The sequence below is a fragment of the Akkermansiaceae bacterium genome (assembly GCA_017798145.1).
Taxonomy (GTDB): domain Bacteria; phylum Verrucomicrobiota; class Verrucomicrobiia; order Verrucomicrobiales; family Akkermansiaceae; genus Luteolibacter.
In genome coordinates this window covers 3,571,339-3,592,825 of record CP059069.1, presented here as the reverse complement: position 1 = coordinate 3,592,825, position 21,487 = coordinate 3,571,339, and the positions used below count along the sequence as shown (strand labels likewise).

23 protein-coding genes are annotated in these 21,487 nt (G+C 61.2%); 9 read left to right on the top strand and 14 right to left on the bottom strand.

The features are described from left to right. Window positions 1–12: 12 nt before the first annotated feature. The 6 genes from HZ994_15440 to HZ994_15415 all read right to left on the bottom strand — a co-directional run bounded on the left by HZ994_15440 (window position 13) and on the right by HZ994_15415 (window position 4,497). The gene (locus HZ994_15440; protein ID QTN33643.1) at window positions 13–1,020 is read right to left on the bottom strand and encodes a MoxR family ATPase; all 1,008 of its coding nucleotides are present in this window, start codon (window positions 1,018–1,020) and stop codon (window positions 13–15) included. A 177-nt stretch (window positions 1,021–1,197) separates the two neighbouring features. Next, window positions 1,198–2,676, bottom strand: coding sequence for an arylsulfatase (locus HZ994_15435; protein ID QTN33642.1), 1,479 nt, complete (start codon window positions 2,674–2,676; stop codon window positions 1,198–1,200). Window positions 2,677–2,761: 85 nt separating this feature from the next. Further along, window positions 2,762–3,538, bottom strand: coding sequence for a GTP cyclohydrolase I FolE2 (locus HZ994_15430; GenBank protein QTN33641.1), 777 nt, complete (start codon window positions 3,536–3,538; stop codon window positions 2,762–2,764). A 106-nt stretch (window positions 3,539–3,644) separates the two neighbouring features. Beyond that, window positions 3,645–3,887, bottom strand: coding sequence for a 30S ribosomal protein S18 (gene rpsR / locus HZ994_15425; protein ID QTN33640.1), 243 nt, complete (start codon window positions 3,885–3,887; stop codon window positions 3,645–3,647). Window positions 3,888–3,891: 4 nt separating this feature from the next. Then, window positions 3,892–4,065, bottom strand: a complete 174-nt coding sequence (gene rpmG, locus HZ994_15420; GenBank protein ID QTN33639.1) for a 50S ribosomal protein L33 — start codon at window positions 4,063–4,065, stop codon at window positions 3,892–3,894. 30 nt (window positions 4,066–4,095) lie between these two features. Continuing rightward, window positions 4,096–4,497: a TraR/DksA C4-type zinc finger protein gene (locus HZ994_15415; GenBank protein ID QTN34420.1), complete on the bottom strand. Its 402-nt coding sequence runs from the start codon at window positions 4,495–4,497 to the stop codon at window positions 4,096–4,098. 782 nt (window positions 4,498–5,279) lie between these two features. Here HZ994_15415 and scpB point away from each other — a divergent pair. The 3 genes from scpB to HZ994_15400 are packed head-to-tail and all read left to right on the top strand — an operon-like array spanning window position 5,280 to window position 7,866. Next, a complete protein-coding gene (scpB, locus tag HZ994_15410; GenBank protein QTN33638.1) occupies window positions 5,280–6,020 on the top strand; it encodes an SMC-Scp complex subunit ScpB in 741 nt (246 codons plus the stop codon). Next, on the top strand, window positions 6,017–7,087 hold the full coding sequence (gene pheA, locus HZ994_15405) for a prephenate dehydratase (GenBank protein QTN33637.1): 1,071 nt from the start codon (window positions 6,017–6,019) through the stop codon (window positions 7,085–7,087). Before scpB ends, pheA begins: the two co-directional genes overlap by 4 nt. 53 nt (window positions 7,088–7,140) lie before the next feature. Then, window positions 7,141–7,866 (top strand): hypothetical protein, encoded by a 726-nt coding sequence (locus tag HZ994_15400; protein QTN33636.1) that lies wholly within the window; start codon window positions 7,141–7,143, stop codon window positions 7,864–7,866. Here the strand turns inward: HZ994_15400 and HZ994_15395 are convergent. Beyond that, the gene (locus HZ994_15395) at window positions 7,856–9,157 is read right to left on the bottom strand and encodes a hypothetical protein (protein ID QTN33635.1); all 1,302 of its coding nucleotides are present in this window, start codon (window positions 9,155–9,157) and stop codon (window positions 7,856–7,858) included. The two genes, HZ994_15400 and HZ994_15395, sit on opposite strands and share 11 nt — an antisense overlap. A 126-nt stretch (window positions 9,158–9,283) precedes the next feature. On the opposite strand from HZ994_15395, the gene HZ994_15390 reads away from it, so the two are divergent. Next, window positions 9,284–9,676: a translation initiation factor gene (locus HZ994_15390; GenBank protein QTN33634.1), complete on the top strand. Its 393-nt coding sequence runs from the start codon at window positions 9,284–9,286 to the stop codon at window positions 9,674–9,676. Between the two features lie 114 nt (window positions 9,677–9,790). On the opposite strand, the gene HZ994_15385 is transcribed toward HZ994_15390, so the two are convergent. Continuing rightward, window positions 9,791–10,069, bottom strand: a complete 279-nt coding sequence (locus HZ994_15385) for a hypothetical protein (GenBank protein ID QTN33633.1) — start codon at window positions 10,067–10,069, stop codon at window positions 9,791–9,793. Window positions 10,070–10,260: 191 nt separating this feature from the next. Here HZ994_15385 and HZ994_15380 point away from each other — a divergent pair, with 191 nt between their 5' ends. Then, a complete protein-coding gene (locus HZ994_15380; GenBank protein QTN33632.1) occupies window positions 10,261–12,783 on the top strand; it encodes a DUF3516 domain-containing protein in 2,523 nt (840 codons plus the stop codon). Window positions 12,784–12,804: 21 nt separating this feature from the next. Here the strand turns inward: HZ994_15380 and HZ994_15375 are convergent, their stop codons facing one another. Then, on the bottom strand, window positions 12,805–13,497 hold the full coding sequence (locus tag HZ994_15375) for a hypothetical protein (protein ID QTN33631.1): 693 nt from the start codon (window positions 13,495–13,497) through the stop codon (window positions 12,805–12,807). A 2-nt stretch (window positions 13,498–13,499) separates the two neighbouring features. Beyond that, a complete protein-coding gene (locus HZ994_15370) occupies window positions 13,500–14,417 on the bottom strand; it encodes an aldo/keto reductase (protein ID QTN33630.1) in 918 nt (305 codons plus the stop codon). Window positions 14,418–14,505: 88 nt separating this feature from the next. Between HZ994_15370 and HZ994_15365 the strand changes: the two genes are divergently transcribed. After that, on the top strand, window positions 14,506–14,796 hold the full coding sequence (locus tag HZ994_15365; GenBank protein ID QTN33629.1) for a hypothetical protein: 291 nt from the start codon (window positions 14,506–14,508) through the stop codon (window positions 14,794–14,796). 45 nt (window positions 14,797–14,841) lie between these two features. Next, window positions 14,842–16,221: a hypothetical protein gene (locus HZ994_15360; GenBank protein QTN33628.1), complete on the top strand. Its 1,380-nt coding sequence runs from the start codon at window positions 14,842–14,844 to the stop codon at window positions 16,219–16,221. 259 nt (window positions 16,222–16,480) lie between these two features. On the opposite strand, the gene HZ994_15355 is transcribed toward HZ994_15360, so the two are convergent. Then, entirely contained in the window at window positions 16,481–16,834 is a 354-nt protein-coding gene (locus HZ994_15355; protein QTN33627.1) for a hypothetical protein, read from the bottom strand. Here HZ994_15355 and HZ994_15350 point away from each other — a divergent pair. Then, window positions 16,824–17,036, top strand: a complete 213-nt coding sequence (locus tag HZ994_15350; GenBank protein QTN33626.1) for a hypothetical protein — start codon at window positions 16,824–16,826, stop codon at window positions 17,034–17,036. The genes HZ994_15355 and HZ994_15350 overlap by 11 nt on opposite strands. A 12-nt stretch (window positions 17,037–17,048) precedes the next feature. Here the strand turns inward: HZ994_15350 and HZ994_15345 are convergent, their stop codons facing one another. The 3 genes from HZ994_15345 to HZ994_15335 form a co-directional block, all read right to left on the bottom strand. After that, entirely contained in the window at window positions 17,049–18,518 is a 1,470-nt protein-coding gene (locus tag HZ994_15345) for a hypothetical protein (GenBank protein QTN33625.1), read from the bottom strand. 69 nt (window positions 18,519–18,587) lie between these two features. Continuing rightward, window positions 18,588–19,637: a cytochrome c gene (locus HZ994_15340; GenBank protein QTN33624.1), complete on the bottom strand. Its 1,050-nt coding sequence runs from the start codon at window positions 19,635–19,637 to the stop codon at window positions 18,588–18,590. Between the two features lie 234 nt (window positions 19,638–19,871). After that, window positions 19,872–20,324, bottom strand: a complete 453-nt coding sequence (locus HZ994_15335; GenBank protein QTN33623.1) for a hypothetical protein — start codon at window positions 20,322–20,324, stop codon at window positions 19,872–19,874. 85 nt (window positions 20,325–20,409) lie between these two features. Here HZ994_15335 and HZ994_15330 point away from each other — a divergent pair, with 85 nt between their 5' ends. Then, window positions 20,410–21,465: a WYL domain-containing protein gene (locus HZ994_15330; protein ID QTN33622.1), complete on the top strand. Its 1,056-nt coding sequence runs from the start codon at window positions 20,410–20,412 to the stop codon at window positions 21,463–21,465. Window positions 21,466–21,487 lie beyond the last annotated feature (22 nt).

The window sequence follows — 21,487 nt, the reverse complement described above, 5'->3', positions numbered from 1 at the left end:
CTGTTTCCCGAACTACTTCTTTTCGCCGGCGGGGATATCCTTGAGGAGACGGGCCACGAGGCTGTCCGAGGTCATGCCTTCCGAGCGCGCGGCGAAGTTCGGGATGACGCGGTGCCTGAGGATCGGCACGCAGACGGCCTGGATGTCATCGATGGAAACATGGCAGCGGCCGCGGAGGGCTGCGCGGGATTTCCCGGCGAGAATCAGGTTCAGCGAGGCGCGCGGGCCTGCTCCCCACGCCATGTATTTCTTCACGAACTCCGGGGCGTCGGCCTCGTCGGGGCGGGTTGCGCGGACCAGGGCGGCGGCGTAGTCGAAGATATGGTCGGCCACCGGGATGCGGCGTACAAGCTGCTGGAACTCGAGGATCGTGGCACCGTCGAGCACCTTGTTGATCTCCGGCTGGTTCGCGCTGGTGACGCTGCGCATGATCTGGAGTTCCTCGTCGAGGCTCGGGTATTTCACGAGGATGTTGAAAAGGAAACGGTCGAGCTGCGCTTCCGGAAGCGGGTAGGTTCCTTCCTGCTCGATCGGGTTCTGCGTGGCCAGCACGAAGAACGGGGCGTCGAGCTTGTAGTCCTCGCCGCCTGAGGAAACGCGTTTTTCCTGCATCGCCTCAAGCAGGGCTGCCTGGGTTTTGGGTGGGGTGCGGTTGATCTCGTCGGCGAGCAGGAGGTTGGTGAAGACCGGCCCTTTCTGGAACTTGAAGCGGCGCTGGTGGGTTTCCGGGTCTTCCTGGAGCAACTCGGTGCCGGTGATGTCGGAGGGCATCAGGTCGGGCGTGAACTGGATCCGCTTGAAGGAAAGGGAGAGTGTCTTTGCCAGGGTGCTAACCAAAAGGGTCTTCGCAAGTCCGGGCACCCCGACCAAGAGGCAATGGCCCTGGGCGAAAATGGCGATGAGCATCTCATCGATGACATCCTCCATGCCCATGATCGCCTTGCGCAGCTCCTTGACCACCTCGTCCCTCGCTTCGCCGAGCTTCGCCACGGCCTGTACGTCGTCAGTTGTATCGTTCATAAATTGGATTTCCACCGGAATGGATCACACCTCTACCCGGCGAGTTCGGGGTGTGTTTCAATTCCGCAAAAAAAAATCGTCGGAATGACTGTCGCGGATGCACTCCTTGTATCCGCAAATGGGATGCATCCCGAGCAGGCCTGAATCCACCGCAAACTGCCTTCCGGATGGCGATCCTCATCGCTCAGGGATCTCCAAATTGAAGAGCGGGTTCGAATCGGTTTGCTGCTTGAGGATTTCCACCGCCTTCGCAATGAGATCCGGACGTTCCGCGGCAAGGTTGTTTGCCTGGACTGCATCGCCTGGGATGTCGTACGCTTCCCATGGCTGGATTTTCCCTGCCTTGAGGTTGCGGCGCAACACCATGAAATCGCCGATCCGGACTGCCACCTGGCCACCGTATTCGGGATAGACCCAGACCATGGGTTTGCGGTCGGTGATGGCCGGAGCGCCGGTGATGGCGGGCCATAGGTTCTCACCATCGAGTCCAGCGGGAGCCTCCAGCCCGAATGCGGCGCACAGAGTCGGAAACCAGTCGGCGAAGTAGCCGGGTGATGTGTTGAGAGCGCCCGCTTTCACCGCGGGGGGGTAACGGACGATCATCGGCACCCGCAGGCCGCCCTCGTAAACGCTGCCCTTGAAGCCCTTCAAGCCGGAGGTGGAATGGAAGAAAGCGGCATCCACCCCACCAACCCCGAACTGAGCCCCATCGGCCCTGTGAGTGGTGCCGTTGTCGGAGGTGAAGATGATGAGAGTCTCATCGAGGATGCAATTTTCGCGAAGCTTCGCGACCACGCGGCCGACGTGGCGGTCGAGATCGGAAATCATCGCCGCATAGCCCGCCCTCGGCCGGGGATGCGGCAGATAGCCGGACTCGCCCCGGTAGGGTTTGTCATCCCATTGCTCCGGATATTCGTTGACGGATTCGATGGGCGGGTGCATCGCCACGTGCGGCTCGGTGAAGGGCAGATAGAGGAAAAAAGGCACTTCCGCGTGAGCATCGATGAAGCCAAGCGCCTCCTCCAGGATGGATGCCGAGGCATAGGTCCCTCCGATCCAATCCTCCATTCGGACAGTGCCCTCCGGCTGCCTGGCATGTCCCGGAATGGCCTTGCCGTTGATCCGCACACGCCTGTCGTTTTTCCAGAGAAACTCCGGGTAGAAGGAGTGGGCGAGCGCCTGGCAGTTGAAGCCGAAGAATAGATCGAAGCCCTGCCTGTTGGGATCTCCGGTGGAGCCAACCGGCCCCAGCCCCCACTTGCCCATGGCTGCGGTGGCGAAGCCGGCGGCCTTGAACCGCTCAGCCAGGGTGAAGCTGGCATCGGTGATGGGGTGCTGGCCTTCCTTGAAGTGCGGGAAATTCCTTGTCGCCTGCAGGTTGCCCCGGATTTCGGCATGGCCAAGGTGCTTGCCGGTCATCAGCACACAGCGGGCCGGAGCGCAAACAGGTGCCCCGGAGTAGTGGTGGGTGAAGCGCGCTCCCTCCGCAGCGAGCCTGTCGATGTTAGGGGTGCGGATTTTTTCCTGACCATAGCATCCCAGCTCCCCCCAGCCGAGGTCATCCGCGAGAATGAAGACGGCGTTGCGAGGAGCGCCCCCGGCGATGAGGGCGGCGGGCATGAGGGCGAGGATGTGGATGATGCTGAGACGTAACATGGCTGTTCACTTCCGGAGACCCATGGGTGAGGCGGTTGGGCACCCATCCACAATTGGGCGAAGCGATCCGAAGCCCAGTTGCCCATCAGGACTCGATCATCGCATAGGCGTTGTGATTGTGGATGGACTCGAAATTCTCGGCCTCAACGCGGTACCACCTGACGGCCGCATGTTTTTTCAGGCCGGCGGCCACATTCCTGACGAGATCCTCGACAAAGACCGGTTGGTCGAAGGCGCGCTCGGTGACGGCTTTCTCGTCGCTGCGCTTCAATCCGGCATACAGCTCGCAGCTTGCGGACGCCTCGGCAAGGTCGATGAGCTCCTCGAAGCTGAGCGTTTCATTTGCCTCGACGGAGATTGTCACGATGCCGCGCTGGTTGTGGGCGCCACGCTCGCTGATCGCCTTCGAGCACGGGCAGAGGGTCGCGACAGGCACCTGGAGACTGAGGAAGATCTCGTTGCCATCATGCTCGGAATAGCGGCACTCGATTCCCAGTTCGTAGTCCGACATGCTTCGCATCCTGGAAACCGGAGCTTCCTTTTCGCGGAAAACGGTGAATTCGCAGCCGACGAAGGCGCGCGTCGCCTGCAGCCTTCTGGCAAGATCCTCGGTCAGCTGCATGACCGATGCGCTGCAGAGCGGGCCTGTGAAATGATGCAGTGCATCCACGAAACGGCTCATGTGGGTGCCCTTGAGATGCGCGGGAAGCTCCACGGTCATCTCATACTTGGCCACGGTGGCCTGCACCTCACCACCCGCGCCCAGGTAGGTGGCGGGGTAGCGCAGTTCCCTCACACCCACGCGGTCGATCACGATCTCGCGGTGATCCTCTTCGCTCTGCGTATCCGGCAAGACGTTCATCTTTTCTCAAAACACCCGTGACTGGGAAGGCGAAAAAGCCCGCCCGTTTGCTCGGGCGGGCCTTGAAATGGAATCTCCATGCGTTTCGCACAAATCCCCCTGCCGGTTACGGCATGAGGTTGATCGCGCGGGACTGCTTGATCGCGTTGTTGATTTTGCGATGAAGCTTCGCGGAAACACCCGTCACGCGGCGTGGAAGGATCTTCCCGGTCTCGGAGGTGAATTTGCCGAGAAGCTCGGGATTGGTCGGGGTCAATTGCTCGACGGGGATGTCCTGCCTGCGGCGGGTCATCTGGCGGTTCGCCTTGCGGAAATTGATGCGGCGTTGGATTGTCTTTGGCTCGGACATAAAATTAGCGGAGTTCGCGGTGGAGGGTGCGGCGCTTGAGGAAGTGGTTGAATTTCACTTTCTCTAGGCGGCCCGGTGTACGCAGGCTTTTCTTGTTACGCGTGGTGACGTAACGGGAAGTCGGTTTGCCCTCGGCTTTCGCTTCGGTGCATTCAAGGATGATGATCTCGCGTGGCATGGTTCAATTCGTGGGGGGGCGGATACTGGATCAATCGTCGTCGTCGTCAAGCGAAACCGTCACGGAATCTTCATCTTCCTGCGGAATCCCTCCGCTGAAGCCGACTTCGTCGGAGGGGCGGAACCTGCGGTTGCCATATTCCTTCTCCCAATTCGCCTGTTCCTCAACGGTCAGGCGGGCGAAAGGGATGGCCTCGAGGCGGGCGATGGGGATCTTGTGGCCGGAGATTTCGCAGTTCCCGTAGGTTCCCTTTTTGATGCGATAGAGAGCCTGCTCGATCTCGTAGAGGGCATCCTGCTCCTTGGCTAGGACGGAGAGGGCGAAATCGCGGTCATAGGCATCGCTGCCCGCATCGCCCTGGTGCTGCCCGCTGCCGGATGCCTCGCTGCCTTCGGGGGCGTTGCGGATCGTGTCGCGGGTCATTCCGGACATGGAATCGACGAGCGAATCGCGCAGGTCGAGCAGGCGCTGGTGCTGCTTCTCGATGAAAGAGGCGCTGTGGCTGCCGGTGCCGTTGGAAGAGGATTTCTGCGGCGGTGCGGGCTTGGGTGGGACAAAGCGGGGCTTCACGGGCGCCGGCGGCGGCGGGGTGCTCACCAGCGAGGACTTCCTTGCTGCGGGCTTCTTGGCCGGAGCCGCTTTTTTGGCAGGGGCGGGCTTTGGAGTCGGAGCCGCTTTTTTGACGGGAGCCGCTTTTTTCACGGCTTTCTTGGCAGGGGGTGCTTTCTTGGCGGGTACCGCCTTTTTCGTAGGAGCGGCCTTTTTCGCAGGGGGAGATTTCTTCACCGCCTTCTTAGTGGCCGCCTTTTTCGCGGGAGCCGCCTTCTTGGCCGGGGCGGCTTTCTTGGCCGGAGCGGCTTTCTTGGCCGGAGCGGCTTTCTTGGTCGGAGCGGCTTTCTTGGTCGGAGAGGATTTTGCAGCCTTCTTGACCACGGGCTTTTTGGCAGCTTTTGGCGCTGGTTTTTTGACCGTTTTTTTTGCAACTGGCTTATTCGGGGTCTTTTTGGAGGCCATGATCGATGTATTGGTGTCCGGGTTCGTTTCTTGCTCGCGGCATGTCGCCTGAGTTTCCACCCCCGGAAAGGGCGCGGTGGATTAGCCCTTGGAGCAGGCCGATTCAAGGGGAAATTTCATAAACTCGAAAATATCTGTCGCCACCCACCGCACCGCAAAGCTTGAATTGCCCAGCACCTCCCCTAACCTGCCGACCCGCCATGCAACTCAGCGCCATCCTGGAATCCCTCCTCGTCGCCTCCCAAGAACCCCTTTCCTCCGAGGAAATGGCCCGCCTCGTCCGCGCCCGTGTGGCGGAGGCGGAGGATGTCATCGTCCGGGAAACGGATGAGGGATCGGCGCCCGCACCGATGCCGGAATGGCTCTTAGCCCTTGCCCAGACAAGCCCTGAGGATGCAGCCTCCGTCGTCGCCGAACTGAACGCCCACTACCAGGAAACGGGGCGCGCTTTCACCATCCTTGAGCGCCCCAAGGGCTGGAAGCTATACACCCGCACCGAATACGGCGAATTCGTCCGCCACCTTTTCCCCGGCAGGAAACCGGAGCGCCTTTCCGGCCCGGCGATGGAGACCCTGGCCATCGTCGCCTACCGCCAGCCAATCACGAAAGCCGCCATCGAGGCGGTCCGCGGCGTTTCCTGCGACGGCATGATCCAGAAACTCCTCGACCGCGACCTCGTCCGCATCGGCGGACGAGCCGAACTTCCGGGTCGTCCTCTCCTGTACCAGACCACCGAGCTTTTCTTCGAGCACTTCGGCATCAACAGCATCGACGACCTCCCGAATTCCTCGGAGCTGCGCCGCGTGAAACTGCCTGAGCCGAAGGAGGAATCCTCCATCGAGAACGGTGAACAACAGCTCGCCCTTTCCGCCGCAGGCACGCCCGCCGCAGCCGCCGATGAATCCGAGGCCGAACCAACCTCCGAAGAACAATCCCCATGAGCCTCGATGACATACGAAAGCAGATCGACCTGATCGACCAGGATCTGCTCAAGCTCCTCTCCCAGCGCGCCGATCTCGTCCACGAGGTCGGCGTCATCAAGAAGCGCGACGGCCTGCAGATCTACGCCCCGGAGCGCGAGCAGGCACTGTTAGACCGCCTCGTCGCCATCAACCAGGGCCGTCTCCCGGAGAAATCCATCAAGGCGATCTACCGCGAGATCATGTCCGCCGCCCTCGCCCTGGAGGAAGACCTGACCATCGCCTACCTCGGTCCCGAGGGGACCTGGACGCACCAGGCGGCGATCAAGAAATTCGGCCACTCGGTGGGCTACTCCCCGCAACCGAATTTCTCCGATGTGTTCGATCAGGTCGCCCGCAGGCAGGCGAGCTACGGGGTCGTCCCCATCGAGAACTCAACCGAGGGAGCGGTATCCCACACCCTGGACCTCTTCGTCGATTCCCCTCTCCACATCTGCGCCCAGATCCTCCTGCGCATCGAGAACTGCCTGATGGCCGCGATTCCGAAAAACGAAATCCGCACCCTCTATTCCCACCCCCAGGTCTTCGGCCAATGCCGCAGCTGGATCCTGAAAAATTTCCCCGAGGCGGATCTCGTCGAGGTCTCCTCCACCACCAAGGCCGCCCAGCTCGCCAGGGAGAAATCCCACGAAGGGGCCGCCGCGCTCGGCGGAGCTCTCGCCGCGGAAATCCACGGCCTCGATCTGTTGGAGACCGCAATCCAGGATCGCGCGACGAACACCACCCGCTTCCTAGTCATCGGCGAAAAGACCTGCCCGCCCACCGGCAACGACCGCACCTCCATCCTCTTCGCCATCAACGACAAGCCCGGCTCGCTCGTCAATGCGCTCCAGGCCTTCGACCACCTTCAGATCAATCTTTCCAAGATCGAGTCCCGCCCCTCCAAGCGAAAGGACTGGGAATACATCTTCCACGTCGATCTCTCCGGCCACTCGGAAACGGAAAACGTGTCCGCCGCCCTCAAGGAACTCGCCGGCCACTGCTCGATGGTGAAAATCCTCGGCTCCTACCCGGACACCGGCGAGTAGGGAGAGCCGCGTTTCCAGCCGGCTACATCGCACCGGCGCCAGCAGCAAATCCAATGAATCGTCCTGTCGCCCTCCTCCTCGCCGCCCTCGCCACCGGCTGCGCCACCACCCCTGCCGGAAACGCACCGGCGGACTTCAACCAACGCATCCTCACCGCAATCCGCAGCATGCCCACCGGCGGCGGCTACGACGGCAGCGACGCCACCAAGAACCTCCTTCACGGTGCCTGCGGCCTAACAGCCGGGAATATCCGCGTGGACGCATCCCTTGCGAAACCCAGCTTCTGCTCCGGAGCAACCTACCTTGTCCTTCTCAAAGCCCTCGGCAGCGGATCCCCTTCCCTGCTGCCCGGGATCGACCAAAAGGACGGCCACGGCACCTTCGGTCGCTGGAACGCCAACGGCCCCGGAGCCGCGAAGCTCGTCGCCGACCTCGGTGCCGGGAAAAACTTCACCTCATGGAACGATGCCCAACCGGGCGATTTCCTCAAGATCTGGTGGACGGAGAAAATCGGCGGCAAGGAGCGCGGCCACCACGTCGTCTATCTCGGGCACGATGCGGAAGCCGTGCGCTTCTGGTCCAGCAACCAACCCGGCGGCTACGGCTCGAAATCAGTCCCCCGCAGCGATTGCAAACGCGTCCTCTTCACCCGCATCACCCGCCCGGAAAAATTCGCAGCCGCCGAGAAATCGCCCGCCGCCGACCCATGGCTCGCAAGGATGCTCCACGAGGATTTCACATGGGATGAGGTCGTTTCCAAATGCAGGGTCAGCGGTTGAGGACCTGCCAGCGGGATTCCGCCGGGAGGCCGCTGCTTTCCAGCCATGCGCGGGCGGCTTCCGGTTCGCGGTTGTAGTATGCCTGCCCCGCCCTGATGAGAGTCCGCTGGCGCAAGGACGGATCGGAGATATCCTGTGCCCACTCGATGGATGCCTTCGGGTTCTGCCATGCATAGCCGCTGGCAAATCCGCTGATGGCGGCATCCCGTTGCGGTGACTGCGGCATTCCCGCAAGGTATGCGCTGGCAGCCTGCGGATTGGTGTCTTCCCAATCGCCCATGACATTCCTGAAGCCCTCCGACTGCCCTGGCCCTGCGGGCAGGCTCTCCAGCCAGTTGACCGCCATGTCCGGATCCTGCCTGCCAAGCTCGGTTCCCACCTCCGCAACCGCCCTGCTGGCGAAGCTGTCGGACGCGAAACCCTCCACCCATTTCGCCGCAGCCTGCGCATCCTCTCGCGCGAAGTCCCCTGCGATGCGGGACATCGCCGCACCTTTCGCCGCACCATCCGGCAGACCGCTTGCCCACACCGAGGCTGCGGCCCCACCTTGCATCCGCAAGACCTCCGATGCGATCCCGACTATCATCCGGTCGGCACGACCCGTCCCCTCTTGCGCGAGACGCAGGGCGAGGCTGGTGGCAAGCGACGTGTCCGTATCTGCCAATCCTGCAACAAGCGCCTCGGCAATCTGCGATCTGTAGTTGACCATATTTTCCGGAAGATTGGTGAGCAGCGCCATGGCTTCCGTGGGATTAGCCGCAGCCCAGCCGCTCATCACTGCGGAAAGATCATCTTCCTTGGATGCTGCAGCCACCTCCAGCGCCTCCCGTCCGGCCATGGCACCCCAGCTGTAATTGAAATCATTCCACTCCGTCTCCCGAGCCCCGTAGGCAAGGAGCTTCTCCCTCAGCTCCGCGGCGTTTTCCGGTGTCATGGACGCAAGCAACTCGCCGAAGGCAAGCCGCCGTGTGATCGGATTCGGATCCTTGAAAGCCTGTTTTGCGAGCTCGTCCAAGCTCACGGAACCCGCCTTGAACGCCCCGAAAAGCTCAGAAATCCGGCTGCGCTCCGCCGCGTCCGCATCCCTCTGCGACCGGGTGCGCCGGGTCGCGGACTCATTGCCATCGGGTCGCGATAGGCCTCCATTCGTGGCGCGGGTGCCATCGCCTGTTTCCCTGCCCACAGCAGCAGAAGACTCAGCGGGTCGCGAAGCGATGACAGACCCCAGCGCATAGGCGCCGATCGCAGCCAATCCCCAGAGCAGATGTAGTTTCAAAGATTTTCCTGACATTTGGCGGACGCTAATCCAAAAGCTAGGAAGCGCAAGGTGTCGGATGGAGAAAAAGCCACCCGAAGATCCCGACAAATTTCCCGGAAAAAGCGTGAACTCCGAACAAACAGGCGTTGAATGGTCACTATGAGCAGGAAGAAAAAAAACGCCACGGATGCAGCGCGGAACCCAAACGCATTTACAGCCCTGGACACATTCGCGGACTTACCTGCCGGGCCAATCGAGCATATCCAGGCCACCCCATTGAAAACTTCCAAGCGCGGCCAGAAGAACACCAAGCGAGGCCGCGTGGACATCATCCGCCAGAACGCCCGTGGCGGGAAAGGCGTCACAATCGCGAAGAATTTCATCGGGATCTCACTTGCAGAGAAACAGGATCTCGCGAAGAAAATCCAGAAAACCTGCGGTGTCGGCGGCACCGTGAAAGACGGCTTCATCGAGATTCAGGGCGACAAGCGCGAAGAGGTGAAACGCATTCTCACAGAAGCCGGCTTCAACCCGGTATTCGCAGGCGGCTAGCCAATGCTTACGGATGGAGGGCGACCGCGAGGCTCGCCGCCCCCCAGGCCAGCGGATTGATGATCTCGAGGAAACCGAATTTCAGGTAATCCGTGTCCGCAGTGTAGATGCGATTCACCCCATGCAACCGCAGGATTGTGGCGATGTGCGCATCGGGCACCAGGGTGTCTCCATCTCGCGGTAGAGGGCAGCCTTATCGGCGAGATCCACCTTCGCCCCCATCGGCGCGGAAATCCACCGCAGGCGTGCTTCGCTCGGTTTCCTTGAAGACTCACGCGACAGCGCTTCCGCAAGCAGAAGGGAGGCGATTTTTGCCCAACGGGATTTTTCCTTTTTCTGAAGCCTTTTGAGGCATTCCAGAACAGGTTTTTCGATGTCCGAGGTTATCCTCATGCATAAGACGCAAATTCATTATTCATAAGTTTCCAAAACTTCAAATTTCCGGTATTAGCAATGATTACCGGTTAAAGACCCGTACTTTGGATGACGGGCTTTGAATCCCGGGCAATGTGCGAGCCATTCTTCATAACCCATTGCTGCCAAGCCTTGGAGTTCCGGAAATCCCCGCCTAAACTCCTCCCCAGATGCCCGCCCTCTCGCCCGAAAATGTTCCAGACCCGACCTCCTCCGACGAGATCCTCGGAGTCTTCCTGGCCTATCTTGAGGAATCCGGAACCACGCCTTACGACCACCAGGAGGAGGCGATCCTTGAACTCTTCGCAGGGAACAACGTGATCCTCAACACCCCCACGGGATCGGGGAAATCCCTGGTCGCGCTGGCGCTGCAGTTCCGCGCGATCTGCCTCGGTCGTCGATCCTACTACACCGTCCCGATCAAGGCGCTGGCCAACGAGAAATTCCTCTCCCTCTGCAACACCTTCGGCCCCGAAAAGGTCGGGATGATCACCGGCGATGCAACGGTGAACCCTTCCGCCCCGGTGATCTGCTGCACGGCGGAAATCCTCGCCAACTTGGCATTGCGCGAGGGTGCCAGCGCCTCCGCCGATGACGTGATCATGGACGAGTTCCACTACTACTCGGATCATGAGCGCGGGGTGGCATGGCAGATCCCGCTGCTCACCCTGCCGCAATCACGCTTCCTGCTCATGTCCGCCACGATCGGGGACACCGCATTTTTCCAGGAATCCATCACCAAGCTAACAGGAGCGCCGGCGGTGCTGGTGAAATCGGAGGACAGACCGGTGCCGCTGGAGTTCGATTACTCGACGACGGCGCTTGAGGAAAAGATCGAGGAACTTGTCGAAGCAAACCGCGCGCCGATCTACCTCGTCCATTTTTCACAGCTCGCCTGCGCCAAGACCGCGCAGGATCTGATGAGCCGGAATTTCTGCTCCAAGGAGGAAAAGGAAGCCATCGCCGAGATCCTGATCGATGCAGATTTCCGCAGCCCCTACGGGAAAGAGATGAAAAAACTCCTCCGCCACGGCCTCGGCATCCACCACGCCGGGCTGCTGCCGAAATACCGTACGCTGGTGGAAAAGCTCGCCCAGAAGGGCTTGCTGAAAGTCATCTGCGGAACGGATACGCTCGGGGTCGGCGTCAACGTCCCCATCCGCACGGTGGTCTTCACCCAGCTTTTCAAATACGGCGGCCAGTCCACGAAAACACTGGCCGTTAGGGATTTCAAACAGATCGCCGGACGGGCGGGACGGCGGGGCTTCGACGACCTCGGGTTCGTAGTCGCGCAGGCGCCCGAGCATGTCATCGCCAACATCAAGGCGGATGCCAAGGCTGCCGCAAAGGGAGGGAAATCCAAGGCGATGAAACGAAAGCCGCCGGAAAATGGCTTCGTGAACTGGGATGAGAACACCTTCCGGAAACTCATCGACTCGCCCCCGGAAAAACTCAGCTCGTCCTTCGTGATGCGCCACGGGATGCTGCTCAACGTCCTTTCCCGCTCGGATCATGATGGCTGCGCGGAGCTGCGCCGCATCATCCGGGACTGCCATGAGACTCCCTCGAAAAAAGCCGCACTACGCAAACGCGCCTTCGAGCTTTTCCGTGGCCTAGTAGAGGGAAATATCCTGCGCATTATCCCTGAGGATCAGCGCACCGGCCCGGCGAAGGTGGCGCTGAACATCGAGCTCCAGGATGACTTTTCGCTCAACCAGGCGCTGGCGACCTACATGATCGAGGCGCTCCAAAAACTCGATGCCAACGACCCTGCCCACACCCTCAATGTCATCTCGCTCGCCGAGGCCATCGTAGAGGATCCATCGCAGGTGCTGCGCAAGCAGGTGGACAAGGCGAAGGACAGGCTCGTCGCGGAAATGAAGGCGGACGGGATGGAATACGACCAACGGATGGACGCACTGGAACAGGTGGAGCATCCCAAACCCGGCAAGGAATTCATCTACGCGACCTACAACGAATTCGTCCTCAACAATCCCTGGGCCAAGGAAGCCGGGGTGCGCCCGAAATCCATCGCCCGGGAAATGTTCTCGGACTACTCGTCCTTTGAGGACTACATCAAGAATTACGGCTTGGAGAAAAGCGAGGCGATCCTGCTGCGCCACCTGACTGAGGTTTACAAGATCCTCGCCCAGACCGTCCCGACCAATCAAAAGACCCCGGAGCTGGAGGAAGCCGAGGATTTCTTCGGGGACATCATCCGCAACACCGACTCCTCCCTCCTCGATGAATGGGAGAAACTCCGCAATCCGGAGACAATTACCGCGAAACCCGACCAAAAACCGGAGCGCGAAATCCCTTACACCCGCAACAAGGCCGCCCTGCTGAAAGCCACCCGCGCCGTCGTCTTCGAGTTCATCAAATCCCTCGCCCAAGGCCGTACCGAACACGCCCTGTCTCTCGTCAGATCCGAATCATCCGCCGCCACACTCCAGCAAGGCATTGCCGCTTTCGGCGAAGCGCGCGGAGCATTCCGACTCGACCCCGAAGCCCGCAACCGCAAGCACACCCGTGTCCGGGAGCTGCCGGAAAAATCCACCTGGATCATCGAACAGACCCTCGTGGATCACGGGGAAACCAACGACCACCTCGCCACCTTCCACCTGGATCTCGCAGCCAGCGACCAGGGGAAACAACCGATCCTGCACTTCATCGGTCTGGAAACACAGGGATGACCAAAGGGGGAATTCCCGCACTCATCCACCGCCCGCGCCGGATCCACGCAAGCGCGGCAGCACGGCTTTCCAGATCGCGATGACCACGCTGCCCGCGGCGATGAAAGGCAGGCACCTCGCGAAGGGCGCTCCCAGCGCGTCGAGGGTCGCCCCGGTGGTGACCGCCCAGAGCAGGGGGATGGGCAACAGGAGCAGTAGCCATGCGGGACGCGCACAGAGGAGAACGATCCCAAGCAAGAGGCAAACCGTGGGATCCGGCGCCATGCCGAAACACTCGGCCCCCGCCCATCCGCGTCCTGCCAGCAGCGACAGGATGGGGAAGAGGACGATGCCGGAAACGGCGATCACCACCCCGCTGATGGCATGGACAGAAGGGCGGAACACATCGCGGGATCTTGTGGCAAAACCCCAGATCACGATGAGCGCCGCCTGCAGGAGAAACGCCCTGCCGAAGATCGTGCCCACAGGTGTAAGCTCCGCGTACAGCTTCAGATGAAAGGTGATCCCACAGGCCGCGAAGGTAAGCGCGAGCAAAACCGAAAGCGGGCGCATCGTCCCGAGACATGCCAGCACGATGCTTGCGGCACCCATCGCGAGCATCAACAGGTGCGCGGGCCACCATGCCTCTGACTGCCGCTCGAAGAGACGGAAATACACCTCATCCGTGAACGGGATGAAATGGCTCACAGAGTAGCTGCCCAAACCCCCGTTCATCCTCACAGATTGGCGACATATCCGATCATGCGCTTGCGCATCGCCTCATCCGGCATCCGCCCCAGGCGGGCCGCCATGTTGTCCTTCATGTGCGCCACCTTGCTGGTGGCAGGAATGGCACATGTCAGGGCGGGGTGGGAAACAACGAACTTCAGCAGGAACTGCGCCCAGCTCTCGCAATCGATCTCCGCCGCCCAGCCGGGGAGCGGGGCTTTCTTCCGAACCAGGGAACCGATGAGATCGCCTCCGTCGAAAGGCCTGTTCGCGATCACCGCGATGCCCTTTTCCGCAGCCAACGGAAGGAGCCTCGCCTCGACCTCGCGGTGCGTGAGGTTGTACGTCAGCTGAACGAAATCCAGATCCTCGCTGCCCATGATTTTTTCAAGGTCCCCATGCCGTCGCCCGTGCGAGGTGGTGATGCCGATGTGACGGATCATCCCTTCCTGCTTCATCTCACGCAGGGCGGCGAGATGCTCCTTCCATCCAACCAGGTTGTGGATCTGCATGAGATCGAAGCGTTTCACGCCCCACATACCCGCCGACTCCGCCGCCTGGGCGCGCGTCGCCGAGCCATCTTCGGTCCAGATTTTCTCAGCGGAGAAAAGTTTCTCCGGGATGCCGGCTTTGCGCAGGGCATGGCCCAGGACTTCGCGGGCGGAGCCATACATCGGGGAGCAATCGACCATGCGCCCGCCGTTGGCAAAGAATGCCTTGAGCACTTCGGTGCGGGCGTCGCGCAGGACATTGTCGCCGCCTACGTTGAAGGTGCGCCAGGTGCCCATCCCGATCACGGGGAGCGATTCTCCGCTGGCGGGGATTTTCCGGAATGTCTCACCGGCGAATGTGGTGCCGGGGCAGGCGGCCAGCGCGGTGGCGCCGGTGCCGATGAGCTTGAGCGAGTGTCTGCGGGTGATGTTCATGGCCTGGGATCGGTTGTTGGTGCGGGCCGGGCACGCCGACCTTGATATAACCCTGCCCTCTGCGAGCATATGTGCCGACCAACATCCCATGACCACGCAGGAAATCCAGCAATACATCGACTCGGCGATCCGCTCCCGCTTCGACGGCTTCACCTCGGAGTCCGGGGAAATCATGACTGACGAGGGCGGTGACGGGCGCTTCTTCGGCAAGGTCGCCGCCACCATGTATGCCGGCCTGCCCAACGGAAAGATCACCTACCTCGCGATCGGCGAGACGGAAAAGCGGACACAGATCATCAAGCTCGGTGATTCCGAATGCCTCAAACCTGGCAAGACCGAGCTGGATCTCCTGCTCCGGAAGGAACTCGGGATCGAATGAAGCAAGCGGGTTTCCTGAAATCTGCGGGGCTGTATTGCCGTATTCGTGGCATTGCTACGCTTCACTGCCATCTCCCTGATCGCCTCAGCGCTGCTCCCCGCCCAGGAGAAGGTCTCCTATGACGACCATATCTTCCCGATCTTCGAGCAAGCCTGCCTGAACTGCCATAACCCGGACAAGACCAAGGGCGGCCTCGATCTCTCCAACTACGCGGGCACCATCAGGGGCGGCTCCTCAGGCAAGGTCGTCGAGCCCGGCGACACCTCCTCCACGCTGGTGAATTGCGTAAAACACACCGTGGAGCCGGAGATGCCTCCCGAGGGTGAAAAGCTCTCAGGCGCCCAGATCGACCTCATCGTGAAATGGATCGAGGGAGGCCTCTTGGAAACCAAGTCCTCCACCGCACGGAAGGCATCCAAGCCGAAGTTCGAGACAAGCCTCCGCTCCGATCCTCGGCGAAGCCGGGACGGCCCGCCCCCGATGCCGGAGCATCTGCTGTTAGAGCCGCAGGTGATCACCGAGAAGGCATCCGCCGTGCATGCGATCGCCGCCTCGCCTTGGGCACCGCTGCTTGCCGTCACCGGCCAGAAACAGGTTCTGCTCCACCATACCGACACGCTGGAACTCATCGGAATCCTTCCCTTTCCCGAGGGCGATCCGATCTCCCTGGCCTTCACGCCGGACGCGCGCTACCTCATCGTCGGCGGCGGCATCCCCGGAAAAAACGGCCTGACCGTTACCTTCGATGTCACCGACGGATCCCGCGCCGTCTCCGCCGGAAAGGAATTCGACTCCATACTCGCGGCGGACATCCGCCCGTCCTTCGACATCGTGGCCACCGGCGGCCCCTCGAAGCTGCTCAAGCTCTGGGACACCCGCACCGGCGACCAGCTTCACTCCATCAAGAAGCACACAGACTGGATCACCGCGCTCGACATTTCCCCGGACGGAATCTTGCTGGCAAGCGGCGACCGCAACGGCGGCGTCTGGGTCTGGGAGGCGGAAACGGCGAACGAATTCCACACCCTGCGCGGCCACCAGGCCGGCATCACCGCACTGTCCTTCCGCTCGGATTCCAACCTGCTCGCCTCCGCTTCCGAGGAAGGCTCGGTGCGCTTCTGGGAAATGAACAACGGAACAGAGGTGAAAAAGCTCGATGCGCATCCCGGCGGGGTCACCGCATTTGCCTTCGCGAAGGGCGGCGCATTCGTCACCATTACCGCGACGGGAAAGCCAGGCTCTGGAAGCCGGATTTCAACCAGCTCCGTGAGATCGCAATCCCCGCCCTGCCCACCGCCGCCGCCATCGCCTGGGATGGGAAACGCGCCTTCGTCGCCGATGCCGCCGGAAGCGTCCACGCATTTTCCTCAGAGGAAAAGGGAAACGCGGAACTCGCCACCCTGCCCTCCAACCCGCCTAGCATAGAAACCCGCCTGCACCTCATCGCGCAGCGCATCACCACCGCCCAGAAAAGAATCGCACAGGCGGAAGCCTCCGCAGGCCTCGCCGCAAAGTCCGCCGCCGAAGCCGCAGAACGCCTCTCCACGGCGGAGAAGAACCACCGGCAAGCGGAGAAAATCCTCGCGGCCTGCGAAAGCGGCTTCCAGCAGGCCACAAGGAACCTTGCGAAGTTTAATCCTTCCGAAGGCAGCACGCCCGAGGCCGGGAAAGCCGCTGCGGAACTTCAGGCCGCTGCGAAAACCCGCGATGCCGCAAAGGCAAGGATCGCCCCTGCCCTGGCAGCGCTTGAGGCGGCCAAAAAGCAGGCACAAGCAGCCAAGCCGACGGGGGGATCCCAAGACATCATCGCATCCGCCAGGGCGGAGATCGCATCGCTCCGCGAGCAGGAAAAATCATGGACGGCTGCGGCGATCAACACCCACGCCCTCAAGGCCGCCAGGGAAGCGCTCGCCCTGACGGAACGTTGCGAGGCGGAGATCGGCACCTTCCACCAGGCGCTTTCCACCCTGGACGGCCCGAGCTCCGCGCTTGCCGCGAAGCGATCCGAGCGCGATGCGTTCGCCGCGATGCTTGGCACCTCCGCGACCGGGTGCGATGAAGCCCTGGCAACGCTCCGCGCCCTTGATGCCTCGGTAAAAAACCTTTCCGACACCCTCCGGGACATGGAGGCATCTCTCGCAGCAACGCGCAGCGGCGTGGACAACGCGATCAAATCCCTCAGCGATGCCAAGCGCCAGTCCGAGAAGCTCCGGAAAAACTACCTGCAGGCCTTGCGGTGAACCCTTCCGGCTTCACTCCCCGGGAATGTTATGGGCCGTGTAGTGGAAGGTCCTGTTGTGGAGCTTGGAGCCATCGGCGGAGACCAATTCCGGGAGCTTGATCTCATAGACTTTCCCGGCAACGAATCCGGAGAGCGTGATGTCGATGGAGCGGGCGCCCGACCTGCTGGACTTTCCAACCTTGTGGCTTTCCTGTCTCTCGGCGGAATTCCCATAGGTCCATTTCGATTGGTAAACCGCCGATGAGACCTTGACCGAGTCGGCGGCGATTTCCGGCACATCGGCGGTGAAGTTCAGCCGGAATCCGTCCCTGGTGATCCTGATGTCCTTCACGTCGAAAGGCGTTCCGCCCAGATAGGTGATGCGCTGCAGCCCCTCGGCCGGCTTGCCCCAGCCGCGCACGGTCTGGCCTATGTAGAGCTGCTTCCCGTCCGGCGAGAAGGCGAGGCGGTTGTTGCCCGAGCGCAGGCCACCGCCGTCCTGGAGATAGGTCGCCATGCCCTGGAACCGCCCATTGATTTTCTCCACGGCAATCCGGCAGAGGCGGGTGCCGTTGTTGTCCGGAAGGATGTATTGACCCGCGTATGCTTCGCCAAAAGAGCCGTTGCGAGGGATCATGGCCGGCTCGGAGGCGGAGCGGCAGAAGCCGTGCGGGATGAGGACGGCGGCCTCGGTACGATGCCTGTTGTAAGCATCGAGATCGTTGCGGTAGGTGAGCGTCGGGTCTTTGTCCGCAGGCCAATCCCTGTCCCAGACAAGGGAGGCGGGATGGCCGTAGAATTTGCCCTTTTCAACATGATAGAAAGGGGTGACGGCCTTCCAGTCCCCTTGGTTGTCGCCGCACCACGTCTCGCCGTCGGGATCGGTGTAGATGCCGTTGTGCATGCGGAAACCGGAGGCCCAGGGGCGGATGATCCCATTGCTGTCGACGTGGAGTACCCAGCCACGGTTTTTCACGGCGGAGAAATTCCGCCCGCGCCGCCCGATCTCCGAATATTCGCCCTTGGTATGCTCAAAGGTCGGGCCGTTGTAGGATGCGGTGCCGATGGCAAGGAAGTAACCGCCCTTGCCGTCCGGCGTGAGGTGGTTGGTCTCATGATAATTCCCGGAAAGACCCCAGTCATCGGCAACCTTTCGGTACTGGTCGGCGACGCCGTCGCCATCCGTGTCGGCGGCGGAGGTGAGCTCGGCCATCTGGCTGACGAGGATTTTCCCGGCTTCCGGGGAAACGATGCCGCAGCCGTTGTGAAACCCGCTGGCGAAGTGCTTCCAACCGAAAGCCTTCGGATCGGCGACAGGCATGGCGCGGAACACGTCGGAGCGGCGCAGGCAGACGTAAAGGAAGCCGTCGGGACCAAAGGTGATGCCGCCGACCTCGGGAGGGACACCCGCCGGGAGGAGGATGTCATCGAGCCTGTAGGAGGCCTTGAATTCCGCCGCGACGGCGGAACTGAGGATTGCGAGAAACAGGAGGGATTTCATGGCGAAGGCGGGGAAAAGATGGAGGCACCAATCAGGGGAAGTCCGGCAGCCAACGGTCTTTCGGGCTTTTCATTCACCCTTGGCGATGGATTCGATGAAGAGAAACAGGGATTCATATTCGAGATCCTTGAGGGCGTAGGGAGGCATGTAGTTTGGCGGAAAGCCTTTCACTGTCTTCGCCGCGGGTGCCTTGATCGACTCGATGATGTATTCCTTGTCCGCCTTCACGGCATCCTTTTGCCCCTCGACAATACGCTCACCTCCATAGACCCCGGCGAGCGTGGGGCCGTGGCCGAGGGATCCGTCGATGGAGTGGCAGGCGGAGCAGCCGAGGCTGTCGAAGAGGAGTTGGCCGTTGGCGATGCTGGCCTCCTTGAGCTTCATGTCGCGGGGAAAACCCTGGAAACTGGCAAGGCTTGTGCCGGTGAGCGTGTGGGTAAGGATGTTGGTGGCCTTTTCTCCCGGAGCGGCTCCGTAGGTCAGGCCGATTTTTTGCGGCGAGCTCAGTGTGAACGAGTAAGAAAGCGGTGTTCCGGTTTCAGGTCCCACCTTGAGCCTGAAATCATGCCCGCCCCGCGAGAAAAGAAAAACCGGGATCCCTTTCTCCATGTCATAGCCGATGAACTTCGGGTTCCCCAGATCGGTCATCCGTTTCCCGTCGACACGGATTTCCGACATCGGATCGGCTTTGTAAAAAAGGATGCCAACGAGATGCGGGACGTAGTTGTAGCTGAGGCGGCTGCCCCGCTGGACATCCCCCCAATACGGATACATGTCGATGAAACCGCCCTGCCACGCATAGGCGATGCGGCACTCGATGGTATCGAAGGCATAGGAAAGCGCCGGCCCGTGGTTGACACCGATGGCTGCGGGCAACCCCTTGATGGGCGCGTATTCGCCCTTCACGTCCATGCCTGTGCCGGGATTGTATTTCGGCGATTTGGATGCTTTCCCGTGGTGGGCGAAGTAGCCTGGATCAAGCCCCGGATCCGGCATGTAGGTGCGCAACACCAATGGCTTCTCCTCAGATCCCAGGGGCAGATTGTCATAGCTGAGAGGATCCGCTGCAACCATCGGGGCGATGGCAAACAAAACGACAAGGGGGTTTTGGAATTGCATCTCGACGCAGTCAACCAAGTCTCACTCCTCCCTACAAACCCAAACTCATAGCCGGAATTCCGAAATGTCCGTCCGATGAAACAGGCCGTCCCCAGTTGAAATGACAATGGAGCCCCTGGTCGGATTCAAGCCGACGTCCTGCTCATGGCGAAGGCTACGCCTAAACGCATAACTCGTTGACCATCAATGGCCATTTTCTGGGTGCTTGGCTCATGCCACGCATCCCAGGCCATTTTAGGTGAATAAGGTGAAGGGAAAATCCACGACCACCCCACCGAAAATGAGCCGCAAGAAGGCACTTATTTGAAATTTTGTCGAAACATCCGGTTTGGATGCGCAAACGGAATTTTCCAGAACGGGGAAGACCTCACCAAAGCGCTCCGTCTCCTCGGCGAGTTTCTCGTCGATGGATCCTCCGCACCCCTTCAAAGCCTCTCCCAGTTTCATGACTTGCGATCCCCGCCTGGCATCCTGTGCCACGTAGGATTTCAGTGAGCGTTTACGCTCCTTTGCAGAACAGAGGCTGATCGCTGCAGCGAACCCCGCATGCCGCGCGGCACGCAGCCCCTCTACCGTGGGCGTCTTCTCTTTTGACGGATCGCACATACCATCCTTTATCAAGCCCGAACCCTGAAAACAAATCGTTAGGATCAATTCCGAAACAAACTGCTCGCGAGATTGCGGCATGTAACGCCGCGGATCCTCCTTCCCCTACCCCGCCGCTATCCCATAGATTTACGGAGGCATGGCGAAATCCACAACAAGCAACCGCGTGAAAGCGAAACCCAGCGAACGCAAGTCGAAGATGGAAGCCTCGGCCGAGATTCAAAAGGAAACTGCCCAGCGGGATGGCAGGACGCGGCGACCCATGCAGCGGATCTACGAGATCCACGCACGCATCAGAAGCGGGGATCTGCCCAACTGCTCGACGCTTGCCAAAGCCCTCGAAGTGGATCGAAAAACCATCCAGCGGGACATCACCTTCATGCGAGACACCATGGGCTTGCCCCTGACCTATTGCGACGACCTCCACGGCTACCGCTACGACGGCGATGTTTCGGATTTCCCGGTGTTCGAGATTTCCACCGATGAGCTGGCGACCTTGTTCTTCACCCGCACAGCTCTCCAGGGGATCCGCGGCACGCGCCTTGCCGATGCGCTCGGCTCGGCTTTCGCCAAGATCACACGCGGCATGCTGGGGCGGATCCAGTTCACGTGGTCGGATCTGGACGAGGCGTTTTCCCACAAATCCGTGCAGCAAGACCAAAGCCTGATCAAACCCTTCGGGCAGCTTGCCAAGGCCATCCTGGACCAGACGGAAATTGCCTTCCACTACCGCAAGCTGGCGGGCGAACGCGCGGAACCGCGCAAGGCGCAGCCCCTCCATCTCGGGGAGGTGGAAGGCGGGTGGTATCTCATCGCCCATGACCTCGACCGCGGTGCGCTGCGCACCTTCGCCCTGCCCCGCATGTCGCGGGTGCGGATTCTGCAGAGCCAGTTCGAGCGGCCGGAGGATTTCAACGGGGCGGCCTATCTCAACCGGTCATTCGGGGTCTGGAATGTCGAGGGCGACGATACGCGCCATATCGTCAGGCTGGAGCTGCGGAATTACGCCGCGCGGCTGGCCCAGGAGCGACGCTGGCACCCGACACAGGAGGTGACGCCTCTCGACGACCACGGCAACAAGGTCGAGGTGCGCTTCGAGGTGGGGCGCCTTGAGGAAGTTGTCCGGTGGGTGCTCAGCTTCGGCAGCCATGCAAAGGTCATTTTCCCGCCCGAACTGGCCAAAATGGTCCGCAAGGAAGTGAGCGAGATGCAGAAGGGCTGACGCTCCGGCAGAATCCAATGCA